Raw genomic sequence first — 23,960 nt, 5'->3', positions numbered from 1 at the left:
TCCTCCTCCTCACGCCTGTCCGGCGGTCGCGCCCCGCGCCCCGCGCAGGGCGGCGACGAAGAACGGCACCCCGACGACGGCGGTCAGGACGCCGATGGGCAGTTCGGTGGGGCGCAGCACCGTGCGCGCGGCCAGGTCGGCCCACACGAGCATCAGCGCGCCCGACAGCGCGCACACCGGCAGCACCCTGCGATGGTCGGCTCCGACGAGGAGCCGGGCGAGGTTGGGGACCACCAGTCCCACGAACCCGATGGCGCCGGCCACGGCCACGGTCGTCCCCGTCAGCAGGGCGGCGGCCGCGAACAGCCGTGCCCGGGAGCGATCGGCGTCCACACCCAGAGACGCCGCGCCCTCCGAACCCAGCACCAGGACGTTGAGGGATCCCGCCCGGGCGGTGAGCAGCGCCGACAGCGCCAGCACCGCCGCCGCGCACACCAGCGCCGACGACCACCGCGCCCCGGACAGGCTGCCGAGCAGCCAGAACAGGACCTGCTGCTGGGCGTCGCCCGACTGCGCGCGCAGCACCAGGAACGACGTGACGCCCCCGAGGAGCTGGCCGATCGCCACGCCGACCAGGATCAGGCGCAGCGGTTCGAGGGTTCCGCGCGTGCGGGCGACGGCGAACACCAGTAGCCCGGCCACGAGCGCACCGGCGAACGCCGCGAGGGGGAGCGCCAGAGCGCCCAGCGCCGCCGAGCCGAGGGTGGTCATCAGCAGGACGGCGCCCACACTGGCCCCCGAGGACAGGCCGAGGATGTGCGGGTCGGCCACGGGGTTGCGCACCAGGGCCTGCACGACCGCGCCCGCGACCGCCAGTCCCGCGCCCACGAACACGGCCTGGAACACGCGTGGAGCGCGCAGCCGCCACACGATGAAGTCCTCCGCCTCCGGGACCGGCCCGTTCCCCGGGACGCCGTCAGCGCCCGCGAGGGCGGCGAGGCGGTCGGCCAGGACGCGCACCACCGTCATCGGTGGTACGTCGACCGACCCGACGCCGATCGCGGGCAGACAGGACACCGTGAGCACGACGGTGAGCCCGGCCAACAGCGGGGCCAGGGGGACGCGGTGGCCGAGGGGCACACGGCGTCCACCGGGCGCGCGGCCGGAGGCTCCGGAACGGTCCCGGCCACGGTCTCGGGCCCGCCCCCGAGCACGGGACGTCACCACCGGGCGTCCCCCTCACCGTGCAGGGTCTCGGCCAGGGTCCGTACCGCCTCGGCGTTGAGCACGCTGGGCGAGGTCACCACCGACTGCGGCATGACCACGAACCGCTCCTCACGCACCGCCGTCGACCCCGCGACGGCGGGGGAGCCGAGCAGGGCCTCGACCAGCTCCTCCTCGGGCAGGTCGGAGAAACCGGTCAGGACGAGGACGGCCTCCGGGTCACGGCTGACCACCTGTTCCTCCGAGAGGTCCGTGACCACCTGCTCCACGTCACCCGCGACGTTCTCGCCCCCGGCGAGCGTGATCACCCCGTTGGCGGTGCCGGTCGCGCCGAGCGTGGACACACCCTGCCCCGCGCCGGGGACGACGGACACGGCCAGTACGCGGACGGGGCGGTCGGCGTCGGCGGCCAGCGCGGCGGCGGCGTCCACGTCCTCGCGCATCCGATCCACCAGCTCCGCGCCGCGCTCCGGCACACCGAAGACCTCGGCGGCGCGCTCGACGAACGCGAAGGTGTCCGCCAGGTCGGTGGTGGCGCCGGGGGTGTCGCAGGCGGTGAGGCCCGCGATGCCCGCCTCGGTCAGTTCTTGGGGGGTGGGCGTGCCGTCGAAGGCCCCGAACTGGTACGGGGAGACGCCCATGACCAGGTCGGGCTCGGCGGCGATGACCGCCTCGCGGTTGCCGACGCCCTCGTCGATGACGGGGACGCGCTCCAACTCGGCGCGGTCCTCCTCGGGGAAGGCGGTGAAGAAGTCCGGGGCGGCGGTACCGACGACCGAGTCGGCCACGCCCAGTTCACGCAGGATCGCGGCGGACCCGCCGTCCATGGTGACCACGCGCTCCGGCGGCCCGGTCGGTTCGGGCAGCCGGGGGCACCCGTTCTCCCCGGACCCGCTCGCCGGATCGGGGACGCCGCCGACCGAGCCTGTCGAGCAGGCCGAGAGCGTCAGGGCTCCGGCCGCCAACAGCGCCGCGAACCGGATCCGGTCCGCAGGTCCGCCGGTCCCCGTCCGGCCCACACACCGGGTCCGCCGCAGCCGGGTTCGTGCTCGCATCGTGTCCGCCTTCCGTCGTGCCCGGGGGCCTCGCGTCCCCGGGGTCCGCTGGAACCTCGGCACGACGGTCGACTCCGACGGCTCCCGGGTTCCCGGACGGCGGAAAGAGTGGGGCGGACGACGGATCGGTCGGGGCGGCCACGGCTCGGGGAGCCCCGAACGCGCCCTCCCGACGACGCGGACGGACGCGGCCGCGGGTCGGCCTCAGGGGCGGATGGCGGCCAGCAGCCCCTCACCCACGGGCATCAGCAGCGGCACCAGCGCCCCGTCCTCCCGTACCCGCTGGACCAGCTCGCGGGCGACGGTCTCGGCGGGGTCGGGCACGCGCAGCGGTCCGTCCGGCTCGGCGGAGGCGGTCAGGGATCCGTGGAACACCATCACACCGCCCGGGCGCAGCAGGCGCCGGGCCTCGTCCAGGTAGTGGAGGTAGGCCTCTCGGTCGGCGTCCACGAAGACGAGGTCGTACCCGCCGTCGGTGAGCCGTGGCAACACCTCCAGCGCCCGCCCGCGGATGAGCCGTGCCCGGCCGGTGCCGAACCCCTCCCCGCCGAACACCGCGCGGGCGTGGTTCTGGTACTCGGCGTCGGTGTCCACGGTCGTCAGGATCGAGTCCGGGGCCATGCCCCGCAGGAGCCACACCCCGGACACACCGCACCCGGTGCCGACCTCGACGGCCGACCGCGCCCCGATGGCGGCGGCCAGGAAGCGCAGCGCCGCCCCCGTGATCGGATCCACCGGCGGGGCCGACGACCGGCTCGCCACCGCGTAGGCGTCAGCCAGGGGACCGTCCCCCACGGCGTCCTGGGCGAACCGGTTCTGCTCGGTGCGGACCCAGGTGATCCGGGCCGCGCTCTGATCCGTGCTCGTGATGACGGCCTCCCGCTGCGGTGGTCACGTTGTGGTCGGACTCCCTGACCAGCGATATGTCACACACCGTGGTGTGTTCTTCGCGATCGGATCACGTCCCTGGCGCAAGATTAGCCTGATCCGGCGCGAACTCCGAGCGTGGCCGCGGGAACTTAACAGGCGTCTCCCGGCGTTGAATCGGGAGGAACGCACGTTGACCGCCACGAACCACCTTCCCCCGACCAGGCCTCGTGCGTCGCTTCGAAGGGATGAAGGGAGCAGCGGTGCCAGAGACCGGCCCAGCCGTGGAATTCGAGGCATGGGAACCCCCGAGCTGGGAAGAGGTCGTCCGGGTCCACTCGCCCCGGGTGTATCGGCTCGCCTACCGGCTCACCGGTAACAAGCACGACGCCGAGGACCTCACCCAGGAGGTCTTCATCCGGGTGTTCCGCTCCCTGGCCAACTACACCCCCGGAACCTTCGAGGGTTGGCTCCACCGCATCACCACGAACCTCTTCCTCGACACGGCGCGCCGCAAGGCGCGCATCCGCTTCGAGGGGTTGGCCGACAACGCCGACGAGCGCCTGGAGGGCCGGGAGCCCTCCCCCGCCCAGCGCTACGAGGACCGGCACTTCGACGCCGACGTCCAGAGCGCCCTGGACGCCCTGCCCGCCGAGTTCCGCGCTCCCGTGGTCCTGTGCGACATCGAGGGCCTCTCCTACGAGGAGATCGCCGCGACGCTCGACGTCAAGCTCGGCACCGTCCGCAGCCGCATCCACCGGGGCCGAGCCCAGCTGCGCCGTGCCCTGGAACACCGGCGGGCGCTGGCCGCCGAGACGGAGGCACGCGGCGCACACGCGACCAACGGGGAGGCGGAGTGAGCATGGACCATCTCGGAGAGCGGCTCTCCGCGCTCGTCGACGGCGAACTCGGCCAGGCTGAGCACGAGCGCGCCCTGATCCACCTCGCCAAGTGCGAGTCGTGCCGGTTCGAGGCCGACATGATGCGCAGACTCAAAAGGCGCCTGACCGGCCTCGGTGAGCCCGAGCCGGACCACGACTTCCTGGGCCGCCTGACCAGCCTGTCCCGGGACACCGGGGGTTCCACGGACGACCGGGGCCGTCCGGGGCCGCCGCCCGGTGGAGCCGGGTTCGGTCAGCGTCCGCCCCTCGGATCCTCCCGGCCGCTCGGCGGCCACCCCCTGGGCGGCCATCCCCTCGGCGGTCCGTTCGCCGCGGAGGCGGGTGATTCCGGTCCCGTGGCGGCCGATCCCGGCGCGGTGGCGACGCGTCCCTCCGGCGCACGGACGACCGCCGCCCCGGAGACCGGGGCCGAGGCCAGGCCCGCGCGCCGTCGCGGTGCCGAGCGTCTCGCCCACCTGTTCCCGCCCATCCCGGGCGGCCGCTACGCCTTCGCCGGGGTAGCGGTGGTGACGGCCCTGCTCGGCTCGGCCTTCGTCGCCGGAGGGGATGACGACCAGACCCCGGTCGTCGAACCCCGGCTCGCCGACTACGCGGTCGAACACGCGGTGACCAGCCGGAACATGCCCGTGGTCGGGCCCTCGACCACGGAGCCGCAGCCGGAGGGGGCCGAGGCCCTCGCGACCCTGGACGGCCAGTCCCAGACCATCGGGGAGCCGAACCCGACCGGCCGGACCCACACCACCCGGTGAGCGCGGAGGAGCCCTCCTCCCGTCCGTTCTCCGTACCGGTGACCCTGGTGGTCCTGGTGGCTCTGTGTGTCCTGTGCCTGACCGCCGCGACGCACCCCGACTCCTCCGGGGTGCCCGCCGAGGGCGTCGACGACGGGATGCCGGTGCTGCGGCGCGCCGCGGAGGCCGACGACGAACTCGCCTACACGGCGGTGCGCACGGTCTCGGGGGCCGCCGCCGGGAACCGCGCGGACGGCGGTGACACCGGTCGGGAGGTCCGTCTGCGCCTGGTGAACCGTCCGGGGGAGGGGATCGCGCTCGCGCCCCTCGACGACCACGAGGACGCCTTCGTCGTGCGCGACTCCTCGGCTCTGCAGTCACTCGACGACCGACTGCTGCGCATGCTGGAGGACACCTACCGTGTCACCGACGAGGGTCCGGCCGAGCTGGGCGGCCGCCCGGTCAGACTGGTCGAGGCCGGCCGCTCGGACGGCTCCGTCGCGGGTCGGTTCTGGGTGGACGACGAGACCGGCGTCCTCGTCGGACGCACCGTCCACACGGAGTCCGGCGCGGTCGCGCTCGGTTCGCGGCTGACCGACGTGCGCCTCGGCGAGGGCGACTGGCCGGAGGAGGCCGTCGGCGGTGAGCCCTGGGGCGACGCCCTGACCGTCCCCGAACGGGACGGGCTGCGCGAACGCGGCTGGTGCCTCCCCGAACACCTCACGTGGAACCTGCGGCTGGTGGACGCCAGGTCGACGTACCTGGGAGAGCAACGTGTCGTGCACGCCATCTATTCGGATGGTCTGTCCCAGGTGTCCGTCTTCACTCAGCGTGGGAAGCTGGGAACGGAACATCCCTCCACACTTCGTGACGGATACGCCGGAACCGGAACGGGGGGAAGTGACGTCACAACACAACATGACACGATCTTCGGCGGTGACGTCGGTCAGTACCAGAGCGTGTGGCAGTCCGACGGGTTCGTCTTCACGGTTCTCGCGGACGCACCCGCAGGTCTGGCCTCCTCCGCGGTGACCGCGCTGCCGGAGCCCGAGGGCTCCGGGTTCTGGGCCAGAGTGCAGCGCGGTCTGTCCAGGTGGGGGCTCCCCTGACGCCCACCCGGACGCGCCGTGCGCCGACCCCGACCACACAGACGTACGGAGCAGGTCTTGAGCGAGGACTATGGCCGTTCGGCGCGGGGGGCAGGGCCGGACGCGGCCACCCCGCCGAGCGGCGGCACACCCCCCGATCCGGGCGGGCACAGCGTGGTGTCCGCCTCGGGCCAGGAACCTGCGGAGCTCCCCCAGTGGCCGGTTCCGGCCACTCCGCCCCCGGTCCCCGGGGACCACCGGTCCCCCACCCACCCCGAGCACGCGAACCGGGAGGAGGGCGCTCTCGCCGGTGCCTGCCCGCCCGCGCGCGCTCCCACCGCGACCGCGGCCCCCCGACAGACGGCCGGTCCCCCCGGCCACGGCAACGCCTCCCCCCAGCCCTCGCCCCCCGGCAGCGGAGATCCCATGAACCCCACCCCGTCCCCAGGCCCGGGAGACCCATCCGCAACCCCGCCGAACCCGGCACCGCGACGGATCCAGCAAGACCCGGCCGCCGCGCATCCGTACGGCCGGCCCTCACCGGGCGGCACCGGCCAGATCGAGCCCCAGCCCGTCCAGGCGACGCGGATGACCCACCAGCAGACGCCCCAGGTTCAGCAGCAGGTGGCACAGGGATCACAGGGGGCACACGGTCAACAGGCAGGACAGGCGCAGCCGAACCAGCCCCCGCAGTTCGCCACCACGGCTCAGCAGCCCCAGGGACAGCAGTTCCACACCCAGCAGGTCCTGGCCCAACCGGGCCCGACGGGTGGCCAGGTTCCGCGGCAGTTCGGGACCGAGAGGCGCAGGCGCGGCGTGCCCGTGTGGATGGCGCTGTCCGGCATGCTCGTCGTGGCCCTCATCGCCGGTGGCGCGGGCGGGGTCGCGGGCTCACTGTTCAGTCCGGCGTCCGGTCAGGAGGCCGCGCCCGAGGACGAGGGGCCCGTCATGAACGAGCCGCCGCCCGAGGCACCCCAGCGCGACCCCGACACCATCGCGGGCGTCGCCCAACGTGTGAGCCCCAGCGTCGTGTACATCGGCAGCGCCAACCCCAGCGTGCCCGGAGGCGGCTCGGGTTTCGTCATCGAGGGAGACTACGTGGTCACCAACGACCACGTGTCCTCGGTGCTGGAGGAGGACGGCATCCAGATCGAGTACAGCGACGGAAGCCTGTCCGACGCGACCATCGTCGGCGCCGACCCCAGCTCCGACCTCGCGGTGCTGTCCCTGGCGGACCCGATCGACGTCGAGCCGCTGGAGTTCGGTGACTCGGAGGAGGTCATCGTGGGCGACGAGGTCATCGCGATCGGGGCGCCCCTGGGCTTGGCGGGCACGGTCACCCAGGGCATCATCAGCGCCACCGACCGGCCGGTCAGCCCCGAGGGGGAGAACGCCAGCCGGTTCTACGCGCTCCAGACCGACGCCGCGATCAACCCGGGCAACTCCGGGGGACCGCTGGTCGACCTCGAGGGGCGGGTGATCGGGGTCAACTCGATGATCGTCACCATGGGCGGCTCCATGGGCGAGGGGTCCGGCAACATCGGCCTGGGCTTCGCGATCCCGTCCTCCGAGGCGCAGAGCGTGGTCGAGCGGCTCATCGGCAACGAGTCGACCGCCTACGCCGACATCGGTGTGGAACTCGACCTCCAGAGCCCCACGGCGGGCGCGGTCATCGCGGACGGCTCCGGCGCGGTGGAGGACGGCGGCCCGGCCGACGAGGCGGGTCTGGAACCGGGCGACGTGATCACGTCCTTCGACGGGCGCCGGGTGAACTCCGGGCAGGAGCTGCTCGCCATGCTGCGCGACCGCTCCCCAGGAGACGAGATCGACGTCGTCTACGAGCGCGACGGCGGCCAGGAGACGGCCACGATCGTGCTCGGCTCCTCCAACGACTGACGCCCGGCCGAGGAACACGGAGACGACGGGAGGCCCCGGAACGCGGTTCCGGGGCCTCCTTCCACGTCGCCCACTTCCACGGAGCGCCGCCGTCGTGCCCGCGGCCCGGCCGTTCACCAGCCGGAGCGGTCCGGCCTCCGGGAACGGTCGCCCGAACACGGGCCGAAGCGAAGCGGCGGGCCCAGAACGAGCACGGATCAGCGACCGGCGGGAGAGATGCCCAGCTGCATACCGGCCAGCCCGCGCGGCTTGCCGACCAGGTTCTCGGCGATCGACGAGATCACCGTGCTGGCCTCGGCGTCGGGGTCGGTCAGGACGAGGGGCTTGCCCTCGTCGCCGCCCTCACGCAGGCGGGTGTCCAGAGGAACCTGGCCCAGCAACGGGATGTCGGTGCCGAGTGTCTTGGTCAGCGCCTCGGACACGGTTCGACCGCCGCCCTCGCCGAACAGGTGCAGCGGTTCGCCGCCCTCCGGCGGGACGAAGTACGACATGTTCTCGATGACACCGGCGATGCGCTGGTGCGTCTGGGCGGTGATGGCGCCCGCGCGCTCGGCGACCTCGGCGGCGGCCTGCTGCGGAGTGGTCACCACGAGGAGCTCGGCCGACGGCAGGAGCTGCGCGACGGAGATGGCGATGTCACCGGTGCCCGGGGGCAGGTCCATCAGCAGGACGTCGAGGTCGCCCCAGAAGACGTCGGAGAGGAACTGCTGGAGCGCGCGGTGCAGCATGGGGCCGCGCCACACGACCGGCTGGTTCCCCTGGGTGAACATGCCGACCGAGATGACCTTGATGTCGTGCGCGGTCGGCGGGAGGATCATGTCCTCGACCTTGGTCGGGAAGTCCGACGCGCCGAGCATGCGCGGCACCGAGTGGCCGTAGATGTCGGCGTCGACCACGCCGACCTTGTGGCCCTGGGCGGCCATGGCGGCGGCGAGGTTGACGGTCACGGACGACTTGCCGACCCCGCCCTTGCCCGAGGCGACGGCGAAGACCCTGGTCAGGGAGTTCGGCTTGGCGAAGGGGATCTCCTTCTCCGCCTGGCCGCCGCGGAGCTTGGTCTGGAGTTCCTTGCGCTGCTCGTCGCTCATCACGTCGAGTTCGACCGCGACGGAGGTGACCCCGGCGACCTTGGTCACCGCTTCGGTCACGTCCTTCTCGATACGGCCCTTCATGGGGCAACCGGCCACCGTGAGATAGATGCCGACGCGCACGGCACCGTCGTCGGCGATGTCGACGCTCTTGACCATGCCGAGGTCGGTGATGGGGCGGCGGATCTCCGGGTCTTGCACCGTGGCCAGGGCCTTGTGCACCTGCTCGGTGGATGGTGTGGAGGACATGTACCCAATCGTAGGTCAGCGGAACGGGATCTTGGCCTGTGGCGTCTCTCCCACCTGCCATCCGTTGCAACGGGGGGCGGCCACGGACCTATTCCGGGGCGACGGCGGGGCGCGCGGGTTCGGGCGGGGCCGGCCCGAGGGGTGTCGAACAGGGGTCCGGAAGGGTCGGTCCATACCGTGACCAGGCGTTAACGGCGTGCCCTTAACGCTGGCAATACAAGCCCGGATAGTAGTCTCTGCGCACCATGGGAAATGCGCCACCACCGCCTGGTTCGTCCTGGCCCGCCGCCCCTGAGGGGCCGGAGGGGCGGGCTGATGGTGCGTGGACCCATGAGCAGACCTGGGCGGGACCGCCTGGGGGAGGGCGGTTGACGCCCCCGGGAGGGCACCCGGCGGTCAACCCGGATCCCGCGGTCTGGGCCTGGCCGCCGCCCCGACCGGTGCGGACCAGCGGGTTCGCCCCCGCCGAGGCGCCGGAGGGTGAGCCCTATCACAGACTCGCGCGCGGTTCGCGATACCGCTGGTGGGTGCCGCCCCTGTCGCTCCTGGTCCTGGCGTTCCTGTTGTTCTTCCTCTGGGTCGCCGTCGCCCTGGCGTTGACGATCGTCGCCCTCGCCGAGGGCGGCGGACTCGGTACGGGTTCGGTCCGGGTGGGGGAGATCGCGAGCCTGGCGATCGGCCTGGTCTCGGCCGCGCTGCTCATCCCGATCGTGCTGCTCGTCGTACGGGTGGTGCAGTGGCGCCGCGTGGGCACGCTGATGTCGGTCGAGGGGCGGATGAGGTGGCCGTGGCTGGGGCGCTGCGTGGCCCTGGCCGTGGCCCCCGTCGCCGTGAGCGTGCTGCTCTACCTGTCGCTGTCGGACGACTTCCGGACGGGGACGATGTCCGGCGGCGCGTCCAGCGGGGCCGAGGTGGCGGCGGTGTCGGTGTCGATCCTCGTCATCCTGCTGCTGGTGCCCTTCCAGTCGGTGGCCGAGGAGGTCACCCTGCGGGGCCTGGTCATGCAGTGGGTCGGTTCACTGGGCGCGCCCGCCCACGGCCCCGGCGGAGACCGGGCCGTGGCCCGGGTGCTGCGCTCGCCCGCCCCGGCGATCCTCGCGAGCGGGACCCTGTTCGCCGCCCTGTACGCCTCCGCCTACCCCGGCGACGTGTGGACCACGGCGACGCTCACCGTCATGGGAACCAGCACGGCGTGGCTGACCTGGCGCACCGGAGGCCTGGAGGCGGCGATCGGGCTGCACCTGGTCAACGGCCTCGTCCAGCTCGTCCTGTGCGTGCTGGAGGGACGGACGGCGGCGATCGGCACGGGGGTCGTGATCGGTGCCGGACCGCCGGGGATGGGCGGACCGTTCGGGCTGGCCCTCGCGGTGGGGGTGATGGTCAGCTACGCCCTGACGGTGACGTGGTTCGCCCGGCGCGCCGGTCTGCGCCGGACGAGCGCGGTCGCGCGGGCCTGAGGGCACCCGCTCAGCGGGCGGCGCCGGTGCCGGGGCTCAGCCGCCGTCCGGGCGCCAGGAGGGGTCCCGGCCGGTCAACCCGAGCAACCGTTCGAACAGGGACGCGTCGTCCGCCACGACCACCGGCGGCCCGAACAGGCCGGGAGTGCCCTCGGGGTTGTCGGCCACGACCGACCGCGCCCAGCCGTGGGCCGTCCGCACCGCCTCCGCCAGCGCGGGATCGTCACCGGGAAAGGCCTGACCGGTCGCGACGGCCAGGTCCCAGCCGTGGATGAGGACCTCGTCGACCGCGACGGCTCCGGCGTCCGCGGCCGGGAAGTCGAGACCGCCCGCCCGCGTCATGCCGGTCCAGGCCGCCTCCCGGAGCCACGCGTGCGCCAGTCCGTCGAGCCGGGCGGGGATCCGCGTGCGCCAGCCCGGGGCCAGCCGTGACGCGTCCGGGACCGGGGGAGCGTCGTCGGCCGCGCCGAACTCCTTGACCGCCGCCGCGGTGAAGGCCGCGCACAGGCCGTCGAGGTGGTCCAGGAGCGCGCCGACGGTCATACCGGTACACGGGGTGGGGTACGTGAGCTGGTCGTCGCGCACCCCCCGCACGATGCCGGCGGTCGCGGTGGTCGCGGGGCGTGGGTCCGTCGTCATCGGTTCTCCGCTGTGGGGTCGTCGGGTACGCGGTCAGTGTCGCACCCGGGACCGACGATCCGGTTCCTCACCACGGCGCGCGTCGCCGAGGAGGGGAACCGTCAGAGGTTCGGGTTCCGTGCCGGATCCGCACCCGACGGGCTCGAGGCCCGGCTCCGCACCGCCTCGTCGGAGCCCTCCCACACGATCGGCTCCTGAGGCGGGAACACCCACGTCCGGTAGGACCAGAACCGGAACAGCGTGCCCAGCCCGACACCGACGACGTTCCCCGCGACGTTGTGCGCCAGTTGGCCCTCCAACGCCAGCACGTACACCGCGAAACCCTGGCAGCCGAGCTGGAGGAGCATCCCCACCCCGTTCATCACCAGGAACAGCACCGTCTCGCGCGCGTACCCCGTGCGCGCCCGGTCCCGGTAGGTCCAGAACCGGTTGCCGACGAACGCGATCGCGATCGCGCACGCGGTGCCGACCACCTGGCCGGCGAGGGGGTCCGTGCCGACCCCCCACAGGAGGTTGGTCACACCGAGTTGGACCACGTAGGCGATGGCCCCCACGGAGCCGAACCGGCCCACCTCGGCGGTGAGCCTGGCGACCCGGGGGCGCCGCTGGAGGAACTCACGCACGGACTGGATCTCCCGTCGGTCTGGGGGTCTGCTCGTCTCGTGTCCCGGCCCGGCGGGCCGCTCACCTGGGGCGGGGGTGGGCCCTCGGGGCACGGAGCGGGCACGCCCTAGACTCTAGCCGGGGACTGGAGCAGGACCCCGGCCGCGGGTTCCGAGCCGAAACGGCCAGGTTCCGCATCGCGCGGAGCCGTCCCGTCACCGCGGTGGACGAGCATGAGTTGAGGAACTGTGAGCGAGCGTAACCGCACTGTCCCCCGTGTCGGAATGGTGGGAGGCGGACAACTTTCCCGGATGACTCACCAAGCGGGCATCGGACTGGGAGTGGACTTCTCGGTCCTGGCCGCCAGCCCGACCGACAGCGCCGCCCTGGTCTGCGGTGACGTCACCCTGGGGGACGACCGGGGGCTGGACGACGTCCTGGCCTTCGCCAAGGCCTGCGACGTGGTGACCTTCGACCACGAACACGTACCCGAACCCGTCCTGCGCGCCGTGGAGGAGGCGGGCGGCCTGCTGCGCCCGGGCCGCGACGCCCTCCGCTTCGCGCAGGACAAGCTGCGCATGCGCACCCGGATGGCCGAACTCGGCGCGCCCTCCCCGCGCTGGCGTCCGGTCACCACCGCCGACCACGTGAGCGCCTTCGCCGAGGACACGGGCTGGCCGGTCGTGCTCAAGGCGGCGCGCGGCGGCTACGACGGCAAGGGCGTGTGGATCGTCGACGGCCCCGCGGAGGCCGCGAAGGTCGTCGACCGCGCTGTCCAGGAGGAGGTCCCGTTGCTGGTGGAGGAGAAGGTGGCCTTCTCCCGGGAGCTGGCCGTCCAGGTGGCCCGCTCCCCGCACGGGCAGGTCGCGGTGTACCCGGTCGTGGAGACCGTGCAGCGCGGCGGCATCTGCCACGAGGTGATCGCCCCCGCTCCCGGCCTCGACGAGGAGAAGGCCACCCGGGCCCAGGAGTTGGCGATCGAGATCGCGCACGCCCTGGACGTCACGGGCGTCCTGGCCGTGGAGCTGTTCGAGACCGCGGACGGCGTGGTCGTCAACGAGCTGGCGATGCGCCCGCACAACTCCGGCCACTGGACCATCGAGGGCGCCCGTACGTCCCAGTTCGAGCAGCACCTGCGCGCGGTGCTGAACCTGCCGCTGGGCGCCCCGCGCACCACGGCCCCCTACACCGTCATGGCCAACCTGCTGGGCGGTGGGGACCCCGAGGTCTACCGCCGCTATCTGCACGTCATGGCCAAGGACCCCGAGGTGAAGGTGCACTTCTACGGCAAGGACGTGCGTCCGGGCCGCAAGATCGGGCACGTCACCGTCACGGGCGACGACTACCGGGACCTCCTGGAGCGCGCCCGCGACGCCGCCGACTACCTTCGAGGAGACGACCAGTGACCGACAGCGCCAACGGGCGGGGCCCCGCCGTGGGGATCGTGATGGGATCGGACTCCGACTGGCCGGTGATGCGTGAGGCCGCGGACGCTCTGCGGGAGTTCGACGTCCCCTTCGAGGCCGACGTCGTCTCCGCGCACCGGATGCCGCACGAGATGATCCAGTACGGGACGGAGGCGGCCGACCGCGGCCTGAAGGTGATCATCGCCGGAGCGGGCGGCGCGGCCCACCTGCCGGGCATGCTCGCGTCGGTGACGACCCTCCCGGTGGTGGGCGTCCCGGTACCGCTCAAGTACCTGGACGGCATGGACTCGCTGCTGTCGATCGTGCAGATGCCCGCGGGAGTGCCGGTGGCGACCGTGGCGGTGGGCGCCGCCCGCAACGCCGGCCTGCTGGCCGTGCGCATGCTGGCCGCCGGTGACCCGGAGCTGTCCGAGCGGATGGCCCGGTTCCAGGAGGGGCTCAGGTCCCAGGCCTACGCCAAGGGCGAGCGGCTGCGCCGGGAGGTCGCCGAGGACGGCAAGCCCGCCGGGTTCGGCCTCGGGCGCTGACCGGCCGGTGCCGATCGGCGGACCGACCACGTGATGACGGCCGTTCGGGTCCTGCCCCGGGCGGCCGTCTCGTCGTCCGCGTCGAGTGCGGGGAACGGGGCGGCGTGGGCACAGCGGGCGCGGGGGCATGATGGTCGCATGAACCGCGCAGTGGAGGACAGCAACCGCCGCATGCTCCGGGCACGGGACGCGATGGACCGCGCCTACGCGCAGCCCCTGGACGTTCCGGCCCTGGCGCGGATCGCCCACGTGTCCGAGGCGCACTTCTCACGCACCTTCCGGGCCACCTTCGGGGAGAGCCCGCACCGCTACCTCCAGCGCCGCCGCGTCGAGCGCGCGATGTTCCTGCTGCGCGCGACCGACCGCAGCGTGACCGACATCTGCTTCGAGGTCGGCTTCGGGAGCCTGGGGACGTTCAGCCGCACGTTCAGCGCCATCGTCGGGACGTCACCGAGGGAGTTCCGGCGGGAGGCGGCGGCCCCGGTCGTGCCGACGTGCTTCACGATGGCGTGGGCGCGACCGAGTCGGGCGCCCTCAGCGCCGGCCGACGACTGAGCGGTTTCGGATAAGTCTTCTCCAGGCCTGCTCACTACAGTCGTACACATGTTCAACGCGATCACGCACTCACAGATGTTCGTCCTCGACCAGGACGAGGCCCTCGACTTCTACGTGGGCAAGCTCGGCCTGGAGGTCGGCGCCGATATCGACTTCGGGGCCATGCGGTGGCTGACCGTCCGTGTCCCCGGCCAGCCCGAGCGGGAGATCCTGCTGGAGAGGCCGGGCGGCCCGGGGATGTCCGAGGAGACGGCGGAGCAGGTCCGCGACCTGGTGACCAAGGGCGCGATCGGCGGCTGGTTCATCCTGACGACGGATGACTGCCGCAAGACCCACGAGACGCTGCTGGAGCGCGGCGTCGAGTTCACCGAGGAGCCCACCGAGCGCCCGTACGGCATCGACTGCGGCCTTCGCGACCCGTTCGGCAACCGTATCCGCATCACCCAGGTGACCGCCTGAGCCCGGTCCGGCGAGGCGGGTTCTCCGGATGCCGGGCACCCGCTTCGCCGGAGCCGCGGGCGGGGCGGATCCCCGTGTCCTCCTCGCGGGCGTGGTTCGCTCCCCGTCCGCGAGGCCGGTGCGAAGGTCAGTTCCCACCGGGTTCCGGTGCGAGGGTCCGCAGACCGGCCAGGGCCTGGTCGACGGTGGGCAGGGAGCCGGGGTCGATCACGGCCTGGAGCACGTACCCGCTGACCAGGCTGTACACGACCGAGCCGAGGGAGGCGGCGGTGTGCTCGTTCACCTCCTCCTCCGGGACCCCGAGGACGATGGCCGCCATGGACAGGCGCGCCTGGGCGTACCCCGCGTCGAGCCGCTCGCGGATGTCGGGGTCGAACTGGGCCTGGGCGACCGCCTGCACGCTCGCCAGCAGCATCGGCCTGCGGTCGGGGATGGTGCCGAACAGCGCCTCGAAGAGTGCCCGCGCCCGGTCGTGCGGATTCCTCGCCTCAGCCGTGCGCACGGCGGCCTCGAAGGTGTCGCCCCACTCGCTGGCCGCCTCCAGCACGGCGGTGTTCATGAGGTTGTCCTTGGAGCCGAAGTGGTAGCCGATGGAGGCCAGATGGGCCCCTGACGCGGTAGTCGGGAAGGACCCCGGGGTCGACGTCGAGCTGGTCTGCGACGAAGGCCACCGCTCGTCCGGGCACCCGAGTGGGGTGGTCGGCCTGGAAGACGCCGAGCATGCGCGCGGTGCCCCACTGCACCGCCCAACCGAGCTGGGTGGCGGGGGTGCGTTTGCTGCGGGCCAGATGAGGGCGTCAGGGGTCAAGCGGAAGCACTGTTCCAGGTCAGCCACCGACAGCTCGTTGGGAAGCGGCCGTAGCGGGTGATCTGGTCGTCGGAGAGGTACTCATGCGGCATGGCCACGAACGTAGGGGCCGCGAACTGGGCAAATCGGCCCCGTCACCGAACCGTCACTCAGGTCACGGCTCTACCGCTAAATCCTGTAGTAATCCTCCTCGACCCCGGCCGACGCGCGGGTCCGTCCCCGGCCTGCCGGGGACGGACCCGCGCGTCGGCTCAGAGTTCTATACGTCCTCGCACAGGGGGATGCCCTCGGGTGGGGTGTCGCCCTCGACCTTGGGGGTGTCCACGTACAGGTCCGACACCCACGCCCCGTTGGAGAGCTTGTTCCACACCGCCCATGCGCCGGTGTACCGGCCCGGGACGTCGTCGGTGTCGTCCACGGACTGGCCATCGCGGACCTGGCAGACGATGGTGAGGGTCTCCGACTCGGGGTAGTTGCTCGGCTGCGCGCGCGGGTAGGAGTTCGCCGGCCCGCAGAACGCGTTGAGCCCCAAGCCCTCGGTGTAGACCACGGTGGCCAGCACCGTCTCCCGGCCCGGGACCGGTGAACAGTCATAGCCAACCGGCTCCGGCGCAGGTGGTGGATCATCGGGGGTGTCCGTGACGGGGACGGGGGAGGAGACCTCCGGCGAAGGGGTCGGCGTGCCGCTCGGTGCGGGGTTCGGGGTCTCCTCCCACTTCGTCACCAGGGCCTCGACCACCGGCGGTCCCAGAACACCCACCGCCCCCAGGAGCGCCGCCACGATAGCCGCGATCGCACCCCATTTGGCAGCCGCTACTACGCCGCTGCTGTGTGCAGACGCAGCGCCCCCGCCTTGGTCCTGTCCTTTCTGGCTCTGCTTTTCACCCTGGCCTTCCGCTCCGGGCTCCATGTGTCCCTCCTTCGGGTAGGGGGCGGGCCCGGCACGCGGTGCGCGCCGGGCCCGGTGGTGATCGGCCTCAGGCGCAGGCCGGGTAGGCGTAGGGCTCGGACCCGTTGTTGGTCACGGTCCCGGCCGCGCAGTTAACCTGCGAACCGGGCAGGAGGGGCGTAACTACCCAGGGGTAGGTGTACAGGTCGTAGCGAGTGGTGTCGGAGTACTGGCCATACAGGGCACCCACGCCCCAGGGGGCCTGCTGGATACCCGCCCAGGCGTTGTCGGTCGGCCCGGAGTAGATCCGGGTCGTGGCCCAGTCGGCCATGCATGCCGGCGAGTGCCAGTGCTCGGCTCGCCCGGTGCCGGTGCTGGTCTGGACGTAGTCCAGGCTCACCATGACCGCGTCGTTCACGCACCCCATGGCGTAAGGGTCTTCACCGTTGCAGCCCTGGTCGTAGCATCCGGCCGCTGCGGCCGGAGCCGGTGCCGCCGTCAGGAGCGCCGCCCCCAGGACGGAAGCCGCCCCCGCGGCCAGCATTCGGCGGATACGGACACTCCTTTGTTTCTTCGCCATCCCGTTGAACCTCCGTTTCCTTTTTATGGCAAGGGCATGACGTTTCAAGGAATACCACCGCATGCGCAGGGAGAACAGTCGATATGCATCGCTTCACAAGCACACAAAAACCGAACAGCGTTAATTTTCAATCGATTTATTCCACGCGTGGGCAAGTGGAGCCTTGTCTATTTTGCGACTTCAGGGCCTTCTGTCGCTTTTTGTGGCCCAAGTTGTTTTATTCTGCAAAAAACGAATCCCATTCTAGGAAGCCCAGACGCCAGCGTGTCAGTGTCCGCATCCGCTCGAACTCCCCTGAAATATGACCAAAGTCACAGTATCCTCAGGAGGGTGAACCCGGTCAGGTCAGGGTGTCGTGGCACATCACGGTGCCCAACCCCCTGCGGGTGGACCGGCAGGTTCGACGGCCTCGTTCTCGTCCAGGGTGTCCAGGGTCAGGGATTGGTGGCCGTTGACGGTCAACCGTTCGCAGGAGGTCACCACCAACCGGTGCCCACCGGGCCCGGGCAGGAGGGGTTCGATCTGGTCCAGGCTGTGGGCGTTGTCGGCCACCACCAACACCGGACGACGCCGTTCGTCGGCCTGGGCCAGGGCGTGGAGCGCCGCCCGGTAGAACGCCGCCCGCTCCTCCAGGTGCGTGGGGATGTCGTCGGGATCCACCCCCACCTGCCGCAACAAGGCGTCCAGGGCAGCGGAGGCTTCGACGGGTGGGGTGTGGGGGGTGTAGCCGTGCAGGTCCACGAACAACTGGGCGCAGAACCACCCCCGCCCCGCCGCCACCGCGGCGGCCTGCAACGCCAGAGCGGTCTTACCCACCCCGCCCATCCCCGCCAGAGCCGACACCACCACCGCACCCGACCCCCGCGGTGGTCGATCCCCGACCGCGCCCGTACCCGTGGGGGTGAGACGGTCCAGCACCTCCTGGAGCTGCTCGGCCCGTCCGGTGAACCCATCCGGTGGGGCCGGCACCGCGAACAACGCCCTCACCGCGGCGGGACCCTGGTTGACGATCGTGGTCGTGTGGTTGCCCACCCCGCCGTGGATGACCCCGGCCTGGGCTGTAGTGCCCGACGGGTCACCCTCGATGGTGTTACGCGCACCAGGCACACTGGCATCTGGTCGGGGAGTGGGTTCGGTCATCGGTGGTCCGTGTCACCAGGGCGACGAGGCCCGTGGTAACGGTGCTCCTGGTGCTTGCCGGTAACGGGGCCGTGGAACGTGCCGCCGGAGAAGTCGACGTGGTCGCGGGGGGTGGGGTCGGTCATCAGCGGCCCGTGTCATCCGGGGTGTCGGGACGGTGGTGGTGTTCCTCGTGCTTTCCGACGACCTTGTCGTGGAAGGTGCCGTCGGAGAAGTCGATATGGTCCCCGCCCCCACTGTGGTGGGTGGTGTTGCCGACCCCGCCCTCGACGGTGTGGGCCTGCACGGTGGTCCCGGAGGGGGCACCGGTGATCGTGTTGCCCGCGCCCCCACCCGCTGGGGCCTTCGGGGTGTGGGGGTTGGGTGGGTGGAGCACCGCCCACACCGTCACGGCCCCGGTGGCCACCGCCACCGCCAGGGAGGCGATCCCGGCCAGCTGGTTGACCTCGCCCAACCCCAGGTTCAGATCGGGAAACAGGTGGGGCAGGTCCCAGGCCGCCCTGAGTACGAACGTTGGGAGTTTCCCCAAGGCCGGGTAGTTACTGAGTTTTTCGTTAGTTCTTCGGGTATGAGGGGTGGATCTCCAGGCCGGTGTGGGTCAGGAAGGACCACGCGAGCCGCTCGTCCGCGCAGATGCGGTTGATGCCTTGTTCTGCTGCGTCGGCGACGTCGGCCAGGTGGTCACCGGCCACGTTGGCCAACTCCCGCGCCTTGATGGCCGACCACAGCATCTCCACGGGGTTGAGTTCGGGGGCGTAGGCGGGCAGACGCTCCAGGGTGAGCCAGTCCTGGTCTGCCACCCAGGCGCGCATGGCCCGGCTCCAGTGCGCGCTCAACCCGTCCCAGACCAGCACCACCCGCTCGCCCTCGTAGAAGCGTTTGAGCTGTTCGAGTACCGCGATCAGCGCGTCGGCGTCATAGCTGCCCGGACGCAGGTCGAAGCACAACCGGGCCCCGCGTCCGGCCTCGGCGGCGTGGTATCCCAACGCGGCGGCCATCGAGGCGCGTTTCCAGTTCAACCGGTGGGTCAGGGTGGGGGTGCGGCCGCGGGGTGCGTAGGCGCGGCGCACCTGGGGCAGCAGCGAGATGCCCGATTCGTCGAAGAACACGATCCATGCCCGATTCTTCAGTGCCCCCTTTTGATGCGTGGCCACTCGTGCGCCACCCACCGGGCGATCTCAGACTCGTCGCGCTCGGCGGCCGTGCGCTGGGGTCGTTGCAGGCTCCAGTCCAACCGCACGGTCAGTAGCCGCCATACCGACGCAGGGGCCAACTCCACCCCCGTCACGCGCTCGACCACCAGCCCCACCCGCTCCAAGGTCCACAACTCGGAGGCGAACCCGTGGGCCTGGGCGCCCTGCTCCAAGGCGGCACGGACCTGCTTCACCTGCTCCTCGGCCAACTTGGGAGGCCGCCCCGTAGGCGGGCGACGACGCAGCGCCGCCACCCCGCCCTGTTCCCACAGGCGTTTCCCGCGCCGGACACTGTCCGCGCAGACGCCGAGCATCCGGGCGATCTCGGCCTGGGAATGGTCGCCTTGGTCAAAGAGTTCGGCTGCGCGCATACGCCGGGCCTCGGCCAGCTGCGGGCGGGTCAGCGGCGGGACGGCTTCCTCAGAAGCAGGGGGCTCGGTTGTGAGGGGCATGCCGTGATGCTCGCACGACCAATCCCCTCATACCCGAAGAACTAACGAAAAACTCAGTAGGCCCTGTTTTTTGGAAGTGGGAGTGGAGCAGGGTCTGCCCTGGCAGGCTTGGTGAACGTGCCCGGACGTCATGAACTCACCGATGCCGAGTGGGCCCTGCTCGCCCCGCTCATGCCCGACGATGCCCCCAAAGGCAAGAAGTGGGCCGACCACCGCAAGGTCATCAACGCGATCCTGTTCCGCACCCGCCGCCCCGCCCAGAAATTCCTGCGCTGGACCATGACCTCACGCCTGATGCCGCGGCTGCTCATCCCGCACCGCAACACGGCGAACCCAGCCCCCATCGGCCACGACAAGCGGATGCAGTTGCTGCGCCGGGCGGTCGAGGACGAGGAGCTGGATCTGATGGACCGGGTGGTCGTGGTGCTGGCGCTGCTCTTCGCCCAACCACTCAGCCGGATCTGTCGGCTCACCCTCGACGACTTGGTCGAAGAGGACAAACGTCTCAGCATCCGGTTCGGCGACCCGCCAGCCCCGGTCCCCGAGCCGTTCGCCGACCTGCTGCGCGACTTCGCCGCCCGGAGGCCGAACCTGACCACCGCGACCAAGCCCGGGGCGCGCTGGCTCTTCCCCGGGCGCCGAGCCGGACAGCCCATGGACACCAGCACGTTCGCTCACCGGATGCGCAAGAAGGGGCTCCCGACCTTCACCAGGCGCACCGCGGCCATCCGCCAGCTCGCCCCCCCAGGCCCCGGTACCGGTCGTTGCCCGGATGCTCGGTTACCACCACGTTCACATCACCGCCCTGGCGGCCGAGACGGGAAGCCCGTGGTCTCACTACGCCCTCGACAACCACGCAGAGTGAGATCAGCCGTTAAACAAGGATGAATACCAACCAATCGATTGCCGACCTCCACCAGATGAGCGGACGCAGGTGGGGCGGGGACCCGGGCGAGTGTGCCAGACCCAGGTTGCGGCCTGGAGAGGGCTGCCGTTGCCGAGCCGCCAGCCCCGAAGTTTCAGTCCAGCAGCCGTGGAAGAACCGCTCTTCGTCGACGGTCCCTGAATCGGAAGGGGTGCCCAACGAACGTGGCCAACCCGCACACCAAAAGAGTGATGCGTGCACTGTTGGACGTCGTCATGGGCGGCTCCTCCACTTGCTGCGACTACGTGGCTCGTAGGCGGTTGTTCTTCAACCTAGGTTGCCCCTCGACAAAATGTATACCTTAACCTACACTTTTTTGTGTAGGCTAAGGAACGCAATAAGGGGGGTGAAATGGACAGCCGAACCGAGAAACCTGTGCAGTACTTGCCGTCGGACCAGGTTCGCGACACCTTGGGCAGCCGCATGGCATGGGTGAGCGAGACCGGGGGCATCCTCGTCATCACCGACAGTGGGACCCCCGACGGGGCCCTGGTCTCACCCGGCCTGCTGGTCGAGGCCGGACTGGCATCCGTGAGCGAGCAGGGAGTACGTGAAGCCCGTGCTCACTGGGGAGCAACCCGCATCCGGGCTGCCGCCGAGGGCCCCCAAGGGCTGACCCACCACAAGAACCTGTTGGCAGTGTTGGTGGATCAGACCACAGCCGCTGCGCTCATCCGCCGCCTGCCTGTGCTGGCGTTCACCGAACTCGACCTGACCGGCATCGCCCTGGCCGACGGCGAACTCATCGCGCCCGGAGAGTACGCGGCACATGACGGAAAGACACTGCGCATCCGCGCCCCCCAACAAGAGGAGACGACCGTGGACAACATCACCCTGAACGACCCGGAAACCCCCGAGGCAGTGATCTTCGAGGCCCTCCGAGAGACCGCCACCCGCGCCGCAGCCGCATACATGCGGGTGGCTGAAGCCGCCACCACCCCCGAAGTCAAGGAGGAGGCGAAGCAGCAGATGAAGCGAGCCTGGAGGATCAAGAGCAATCACGACCTGAGTCGCGGCGAAATAATCGCCTTGATTCAGCAACTCCAGGGAGAGATCGACCAGCTGCGGGAGGCCTGAGCGATGCCGCCCCCTTACGAGGTGCGCCCGGAGCGGCTCCAGGAGATCTTCGACGAGTACATCAAGGACCTGGTGTTCGGGGACGTCGATCCGGTGCCCCCCGGAGACAAGCCAGTCGTGGTGCTCCTAGGAGGACAGACCGGAGCGGGTAAGTCGAGCGCCTTTCACGGAATCATGGACCGCCATGGTGGGAATATCGCTGAAATCAAGCCGGATGAATTCCGACTTTTCCATCCAGATCTAGACGAGATTATGCGGAATGATCCGCATGCGATGCTGGAACATACCGCACAGGCGATGTATGCATGGTCCGACATGACCCGCAACTACGCTCACGCCAAAGGCTATGGGCTGATCATCGAGAACACCTACAGTCGGCCCGAGTACCTACTCAAATACGCAGAGGAGTTGTCCAAACCGGTTGACACCACTAGAGAAGATGGTGCCACGGTCCAGGTTCATCGTGGGTTTGAGGTCGAGTCCGTAGTCGTGGCTACCCCCTCCGATCGCAGTTGCTTAGACCTGGTCGGTCGATATCTGAGCCAGCCGCCCGAGAAGGCCCGGTGGTCCGATGCTGAGTTCCACGATTTCTCATTCGATCAATTGCCACGTTCGGTAGAGGTATTGGAGACCTGCGCTGATGTAGATCGGATCATCGTCACCGATCGGGACGGTGTCATTCACTACAATAACGAGCGAGCCTCTGATGGCCGATGGGAGCAGAAACCACAGGCAAGCCAGGTCTTACAGGAGATCCGTGGTGACGGCCGCGTGCCCTTCAGTCACGATGATGCGCGGATGTGGCTGTCGCAGTATTGGCAATACTCTAAACATCTCCTCAATCGCGACGAATTGAACGCGGTCACCGCCCCCACGATGCTGGCCCTGCACGAACGGGCCGACCGGGTGGCCCAGGTCGCCTACGCGGGCGACGCGGACAGGCTCGCCGAGCATGAGCAGTGGCAGAAAGTGCAGAAGGTGGTGTTCATGGCCGGGGAGCGAGGTGCCCCCAACGCAGATCTGCCACATCACCCCGAAGAGTTTCTCCATGCCGATGCTGCGGAGAAAACGCAGTTCTTCACAGCGCTGCGGGACGCAGGGAAAAGCAGTCCCAGCTTGCCAGAGGACGCCGTGGAAGCGGTGAGACGAGCACAGCAGGGGGCGGCACCTCCCACGATCCGCACGTCGCCCTCCGCACTTCCTACAGCTTCTTCTGAGCACCGCCAGGGCAGAGAAAAGGGTCCTGACATCGAACGTTAGACACCTATGGTCGGTTCCGGCCAGCCCAAGCCTCCATGATCCGAACACCGTTTAGGGGGTTTTGTTTGACTCTGTCCCATGGCAGACGAGGGTCAGCAGGCAATCGGGGTATTGGCCGGTGGCATCCCGTGAAACAGCAGGGTGGGCCACCCCGTTCTCCGGGGTGGCCCACCCTGCTGTGTGGGGTTCAGCGACCCATGGCGCTTTCGGCCTGTCGGGTTCGGGAGCGGCCGCGGGGGCCGCGCAGCCGGGTGGCCGCATGCTTGCCCTGGATGGCATCGCGCGGGTGCGTGGCATTCATCCTGTCCACTCGCATGCGGGTCTCGACAAGCTCGGGGGCGACGCCCTCATCGCGCATCTGTTGTTCGACCAGCGTGCGACGTTCCTCGGAGTCCCAGGTGGGCGGGTTGGTCTCGGCCGCCTCTGCCTTAGCTTCTTCCTTGGCCTCGGGCTCCGGTACGAGCGAGCCTTCCTCACCGCGCTCGGCGTCGGACTCCTGCTCCTGTTCCTTGCGCTGCGCCTCAATCTTCTCCAGGTCCTCGCGGACCTGCTCGGCAGAGGGGGTGCGCAGGTCGTGGTCGTAGCGTTCCAGGACCTCGTCGTAGATCACGTCGTCGACGCGGGCGGCTTCCACCTCGTGCTCACGCCAGCTGACCGCGACCTCATAGACCTCCGCGATCTGCTCCGGGGTGGCCTGGTCCCACCACTCGGGGTCGTCGACCACGGCGAGCTTCTCCTGAGCCTTCTCCCATGCGGCCTGGTAACGGGCTCGGGCTTCAGCCCGGCGCGCGGCCTCCTCCTGGCGGAGGCGGGCGATCTCGCGCATCCGCCGGAGGACCTCGGACCACTGGCGCCCGTTCTGTTCGGCCAGCTGCATCATCCCGCGCAGGCTCCGGCCGAGCGCCTCGTCGATGCCGTCGGACTCGTTCACC

At 70.6% G+C, this 23,960-nt stretch carries 27 protein-coding genes; 12 read left to right on the top strand and 15 right to left on the bottom strand.

The features are described from left to right. Positions 1-9: 9 nt before the first annotated feature. The 3 genes from KIK06_RS17710 to KIK06_RS17700 form a co-directional block, all read right to left on the bottom strand. Positions 10-1,080 (bottom strand): FecCD family ABC transporter permease, encoded by a 1,071-nt coding sequence (locus KIK06_RS17710; RefSeq protein ID WP_268644205.1) that lies wholly within the window; start codon positions 1,078-1,080, stop codon positions 10-12. Between the two features lie 80 nt (positions 1,081-1,160). Then, on the bottom strand, positions 1,161-2,219 hold the full coding sequence (locus KIK06_RS17705) for an ABC transporter substrate-binding protein (RefSeq protein WP_268644203.1): 1,059 nt from the start codon (positions 2,217-2,219) through the stop codon (positions 1,161-1,163). A gap of 204 nt (positions 2,220-2,423) precedes the next feature. After that, positions 2,424-3,014, bottom strand: a complete 591-nt coding sequence (locus KIK06_RS17700; RefSeq protein WP_268644201.1) for an O-methyltransferase — start codon at positions 3,012-3,014, stop codon at positions 2,424-2,426. Positions 3,015-3,334: 320 nt separating this feature from the next. Between KIK06_RS17700 and sigE the strand changes: the two genes are divergently transcribed. From sigE to KIK06_RS17680, 4 genes are all read left to right on the top strand, one after another. After that, positions 3,335-3,946, top strand: coding sequence for an RNA polymerase sigma factor SigE (gene sigE / locus KIK06_RS17695; protein WP_268644199.1), 612 nt, complete (start codon positions 3,335-3,337; stop codon positions 3,944-3,946). 2 nt (positions 3,947-3,948) lie between these two features. Continuing rightward, positions 3,949-4,737 carry a zf-HC2 domain-containing protein gene (locus KIK06_RS17690; protein ID WP_083924009.1) on the top strand — a complete coding sequence of 263 codons (789 nt, stop codon included), beginning with the start codon at positions 3,949-3,951 and terminating at the stop codon, positions 4,735-4,737. Continuing rightward, on the top strand, positions 4,734-5,825 hold the full coding sequence (locus KIK06_RS17685) for a transcriptional regulator (protein ID WP_268644196.1): 1,092 nt from the start codon (positions 4,734-4,736) through the stop codon (positions 5,823-5,825). The genes KIK06_RS17690 and KIK06_RS17685 overlap by 4 nt, the downstream gene beginning before the upstream one ends. Positions 5,826-6,632: 807 nt before the next feature. Further along, complete coding sequence (locus tag KIK06_RS17680; RefSeq protein WP_268646051.1) at positions 6,633-7,700, top strand: S1C family serine protease; 1,068 nt, start codon at positions 6,633-6,635, stop codon at positions 7,698-7,700. Positions 7,701-7,897: 197 nt separating this feature from the next. Here the strand turns inward: KIK06_RS17680 and KIK06_RS17675 are convergent, their stop codons facing one another. Further along, positions 7,898-9,037, bottom strand: a complete 1,140-nt coding sequence (locus KIK06_RS17675; protein ID WP_017596969.1) for an Mrp/NBP35 family ATP-binding protein — start codon at positions 9,035-9,037, stop codon at positions 7,898-7,900. Between the two features lie 440 nt (positions 9,038-9,477). On the opposite strand from KIK06_RS17675, the gene KIK06_RS17670 reads away from it, so the two are divergent. After that, a complete protein-coding gene (locus tag KIK06_RS17670; RefSeq protein ID WP_268646050.1) occupies positions 9,478-10,494 on the top strand; it encodes a CPBP family intramembrane glutamic endopeptidase in 1,017 nt (338 codons plus the stop codon). Between the two features lie 36 nt (positions 10,495-10,530). On the opposite strand, the gene KIK06_RS17665 is transcribed toward KIK06_RS17670, so the two are convergent. Both KIK06_RS17665 and KIK06_RS17660 read right to left on the bottom strand, forming a co-directional pair. Beyond that, positions 10,531-11,133 carry a TIGR03086 family metal-binding protein gene (locus KIK06_RS17665; RefSeq protein ID WP_268644193.1) on the bottom strand — a complete coding sequence of 201 codons (603 nt, stop codon included), beginning with the start codon at positions 11,131-11,133 and terminating at the stop codon, positions 10,531-10,533. 101 nt (positions 11,134-11,234) lie between these two features. After that, positions 11,235-11,756 (bottom strand): GtrA family protein, encoded by a 522-nt coding sequence (locus tag KIK06_RS17660; RefSeq protein ID WP_017596966.1) that lies wholly within the window; start codon positions 11,754-11,756, stop codon positions 11,235-11,237. Between the two features lie 228 nt (positions 11,757-11,984). On the opposite strand from KIK06_RS17660, the gene KIK06_RS17655 reads away from it, so the two are divergent. The 4 genes from KIK06_RS17655 (at position 11,985) to KIK06_RS17640 (ending at position 14,704) form a co-directional block, all read left to right on the top strand. Next, entirely contained in the window at positions 11,985-13,142 is a 1,158-nt protein-coding gene (locus KIK06_RS17655) for a 5-(carboxyamino)imidazole ribonucleotide synthase (protein WP_040687818.1), read from the top strand. Then, positions 13,139-13,690, top strand: a complete 552-nt coding sequence (gene purE / locus KIK06_RS17650; RefSeq protein ID WP_268644189.1) for a 5-(carboxyamino)imidazole ribonucleotide mutase — start codon at positions 13,139-13,141, stop codon at positions 13,688-13,690. The genes KIK06_RS17655 and purE overlap by 4 nt, the downstream gene beginning before the upstream one ends. Positions 13,691-13,828: 138 nt before the next feature. Then, a complete protein-coding gene (locus KIK06_RS17645) occupies positions 13,829-14,245 on the top strand; it encodes a helix-turn-helix domain-containing protein (protein ID WP_026127302.1) in 417 nt (138 codons plus the stop codon). 48 nt (positions 14,246-14,293) lie between these two features. Continuing rightward, a complete protein-coding gene (locus tag KIK06_RS17640; RefSeq protein WP_268644185.1) occupies positions 14,294-14,704 on the top strand; it encodes a VOC family protein in 411 nt (136 codons plus the stop codon). A 127-nt stretch (positions 14,705-14,831) separates the two neighbouring features. Here the strand turns inward: KIK06_RS17640 and KIK06_RS17635 are convergent, their stop codons facing one another. From KIK06_RS17635 to KIK06_RS17605, 8 genes are all read right to left on the bottom strand, one after another. Beyond that, positions 14,832-15,263, bottom strand: coding sequence for a TetR family transcriptional regulator C-terminal domain-containing protein (locus tag KIK06_RS17635; RefSeq protein ID WP_268644184.1), 432 nt, complete (start codon positions 15,261-15,263; stop codon positions 14,832-14,834). After that, positions 15,193-15,447 carry a DUF4158 domain-containing protein gene (locus KIK06_RS29405; RefSeq protein ID WP_442789779.1) on the bottom strand — a complete coding sequence of 85 codons (255 nt, stop codon included), beginning with the start codon at positions 15,445-15,447 and terminating at the stop codon, positions 15,193-15,195. Before KIK06_RS29405 ends, KIK06_RS17635 begins: the two co-directional genes overlap by 71 nt. A gap of 324 nt (positions 15,448-15,771) precedes the next feature. Beyond that, positions 15,772-16,293, bottom strand: a complete 522-nt coding sequence (locus KIK06_RS17630; RefSeq protein WP_268644182.1) for a hypothetical protein — start codon at positions 16,291-16,293, stop codon at positions 15,772-15,774. 196 nt (positions 16,294-16,489) lie between these two features. Continuing rightward, complete coding sequence (locus KIK06_RS17625; RefSeq protein ID WP_268644181.1) at positions 16,490-16,981, bottom strand: hypothetical protein; 492 nt, start codon at positions 16,979-16,981, stop codon at positions 16,490-16,492. 363 nt (positions 16,982-17,344) lie between these two features. Further along, positions 17,345-18,121 (bottom strand): AAA family ATPase, encoded by a 777-nt coding sequence (locus KIK06_RS17620; RefSeq protein ID WP_268644179.1) that lies wholly within the window; start codon positions 18,119-18,121, stop codon positions 17,345-17,347. 124 nt (positions 18,122-18,245) lie between these two features. Beyond that, positions 18,246-18,650 carry a hypothetical protein gene (locus KIK06_RS17615; protein WP_268644177.1) on the bottom strand — a complete coding sequence of 135 codons (405 nt, stop codon included), beginning with the start codon at positions 18,648-18,650 and terminating at the stop codon, positions 18,246-18,248. A 25-nt stretch (positions 18,651-18,675) separates the two neighbouring features. Further along, the gene (locus tag KIK06_RS17610; protein ID WP_268643002.1) at positions 18,676-19,275 is read right to left on the bottom strand and encodes an IS630 family transposase; all 600 of its coding nucleotides are present in this window, start codon (positions 19,273-19,275) and stop codon (positions 18,676-18,678) included. Then, positions 19,248-19,766, bottom strand: a complete 519-nt coding sequence (locus tag KIK06_RS17605; protein ID WP_268644175.1) for a winged helix-turn-helix domain-containing protein — start codon at positions 19,764-19,766, stop codon at positions 19,248-19,250. The genes KIK06_RS17610 and KIK06_RS17605 overlap by 28 nt, the downstream gene beginning before the upstream one ends. A gap of 117 nt (positions 19,767-19,883) precedes the next feature. Here KIK06_RS17605 and KIK06_RS17600 point away from each other — a divergent pair, with 117 nt between their 5' ends. The 3 genes from KIK06_RS17600 (at position 19,884) to KIK06_RS17590 (ending at position 23,028) form a co-directional block, all read left to right on the top strand. After that, positions 19,884-20,654: a transposase gene (locus KIK06_RS17600; RefSeq protein WP_268644173.1), complete on the top strand. Its 771-nt coding sequence runs from the start codon at positions 19,884-19,886 to the stop codon at positions 20,652-20,654. A gap of 388 nt (positions 20,655-21,042) precedes the next feature. Further along, positions 21,043-21,768, top strand: coding sequence for a hypothetical protein (locus tag KIK06_RS17595; protein WP_268644167.1), 726 nt, complete (start codon positions 21,043-21,045; stop codon positions 21,766-21,768). A 3-nt stretch (positions 21,769-21,771) separates the two neighbouring features. Continuing rightward, positions 21,772-23,028 (top strand): zeta toxin family protein, encoded by a 1,257-nt coding sequence (locus KIK06_RS17590; protein WP_268644165.1) that lies wholly within the window; start codon positions 21,772-21,774, stop codon positions 23,026-23,028. A 187-nt stretch (positions 23,029-23,215) separates the two neighbouring features. Here KIK06_RS17590 and KIK06_RS17585 read toward each other — a convergent pair whose 3' ends face one another. Beyond that, positions 23,216-23,959: a hypothetical protein gene (locus KIK06_RS17585; protein ID WP_268644163.1), complete on the bottom strand. Its 744-nt coding sequence runs from the start codon at positions 23,957-23,959 to the stop codon at positions 23,216-23,218. Between the last annotated feature and the right edge of the window lies 1 nt (position 23,960).

It is taken from the genome of Nocardiopsis sp. EMB25, from assembly GCF_026797795.1.
Classification (GTDB): Bacteria; Actinomycetota; Actinomycetes; order Streptosporangiales; family Streptosporangiaceae; genus Nocardiopsis; species Nocardiopsis lucentensis.
This window is presented reverse-complemented; position numbering and strand designations above follow the sequence as displayed.

Coding starts and splice junctions, on each gene's coding strand:
- KIK06_RS17625 (WP_268644181.1), bottom strand. CDS start 16,981: ATGGCGAAGAAACAAAGGAGTGTCCGTATCCGCCGAATGCTGGCCGCG.
- KIK06_RS17590 (WP_268644165.1), top strand. CDS start 21,772: ATGCCGCCCCCTTACGAGGTGCGCCCGGAGCGGCTCCAGGAGATCTTC.
- KIK06_RS17635 (WP_268644184.1), bottom strand. CDS start 15,263: ATGAACACCGCCGTGCTGGAGGCGGCCAGCGAGTGGGGCGACACCTTC.
- KIK06_RS17675 (WP_017596969.1), bottom strand. CDS start 9,037: ATGTCCTCCACACCATCCACCGAGCAGGTGCACAAGGCCCTGGCCACG.
- KIK06_RS17595 (WP_268644167.1), top strand. CDS start 21,043: ATGGACAGCCGAACCGAGAAACCTGTGCAGTACTTGCCGTCGGACCAG.
- KIK06_RS17690 (WP_083924009.1), top strand. CDS start 3,949: ATGGACCATCTCGGAGAGCGGCTCTCCGCGCTCGTCGACGGCGAACTC.
- KIK06_RS17620 (WP_268644179.1), bottom strand. CDS start 18,121: ATGACCGAACCCACTCCCCGACCAGATGCCAGTGTGCCTGGTGCGCGT.
- KIK06_RS17605 (WP_268644175.1), bottom strand. CDS start 19,766: ATGCCCCTCACAACCGAGCCCCCTGCTTCTGAGGAAGCCGTCCCGCCG.
- sigE (WP_268644199.1), top strand. CDS start 3,335: ATGAAGGGAGCAGCGGTGCCAGAGACCGGCCCAGCCGTGGAATTCGAG.
- KIK06_RS17645 (WP_026127302.1), top strand. CDS start 13,829: ATGAACCGCGCAGTGGAGGACAGCAACCGCCGCATGCTCCGGGCACGG.
- KIK06_RS17665 (WP_268644193.1), bottom strand. CDS start 11,133: ATGACGACGGACCCACGCCCCGCGACCACCGCGACCGCCGGCATCGTG.
- KIK06_RS17640 (WP_268644185.1), top strand. CDS start 14,294: ATGTTCAACGCGATCACGCACTCACAGATGTTCGTCCTCGACCAGGAC.
- KIK06_RS17705 (WP_268644203.1), bottom strand. CDS start 2,219: ATGCGAGCACGAACCCGGCTGCGGCGGACCCGGTGTGTGGGCCGGACG.
- KIK06_RS17680 (WP_268646051.1), top strand. CDS start 6,633: ATGGCGCTGTCCGGCATGCTCGTCGTGGCCCTCATCGCCGGTGGCGCG.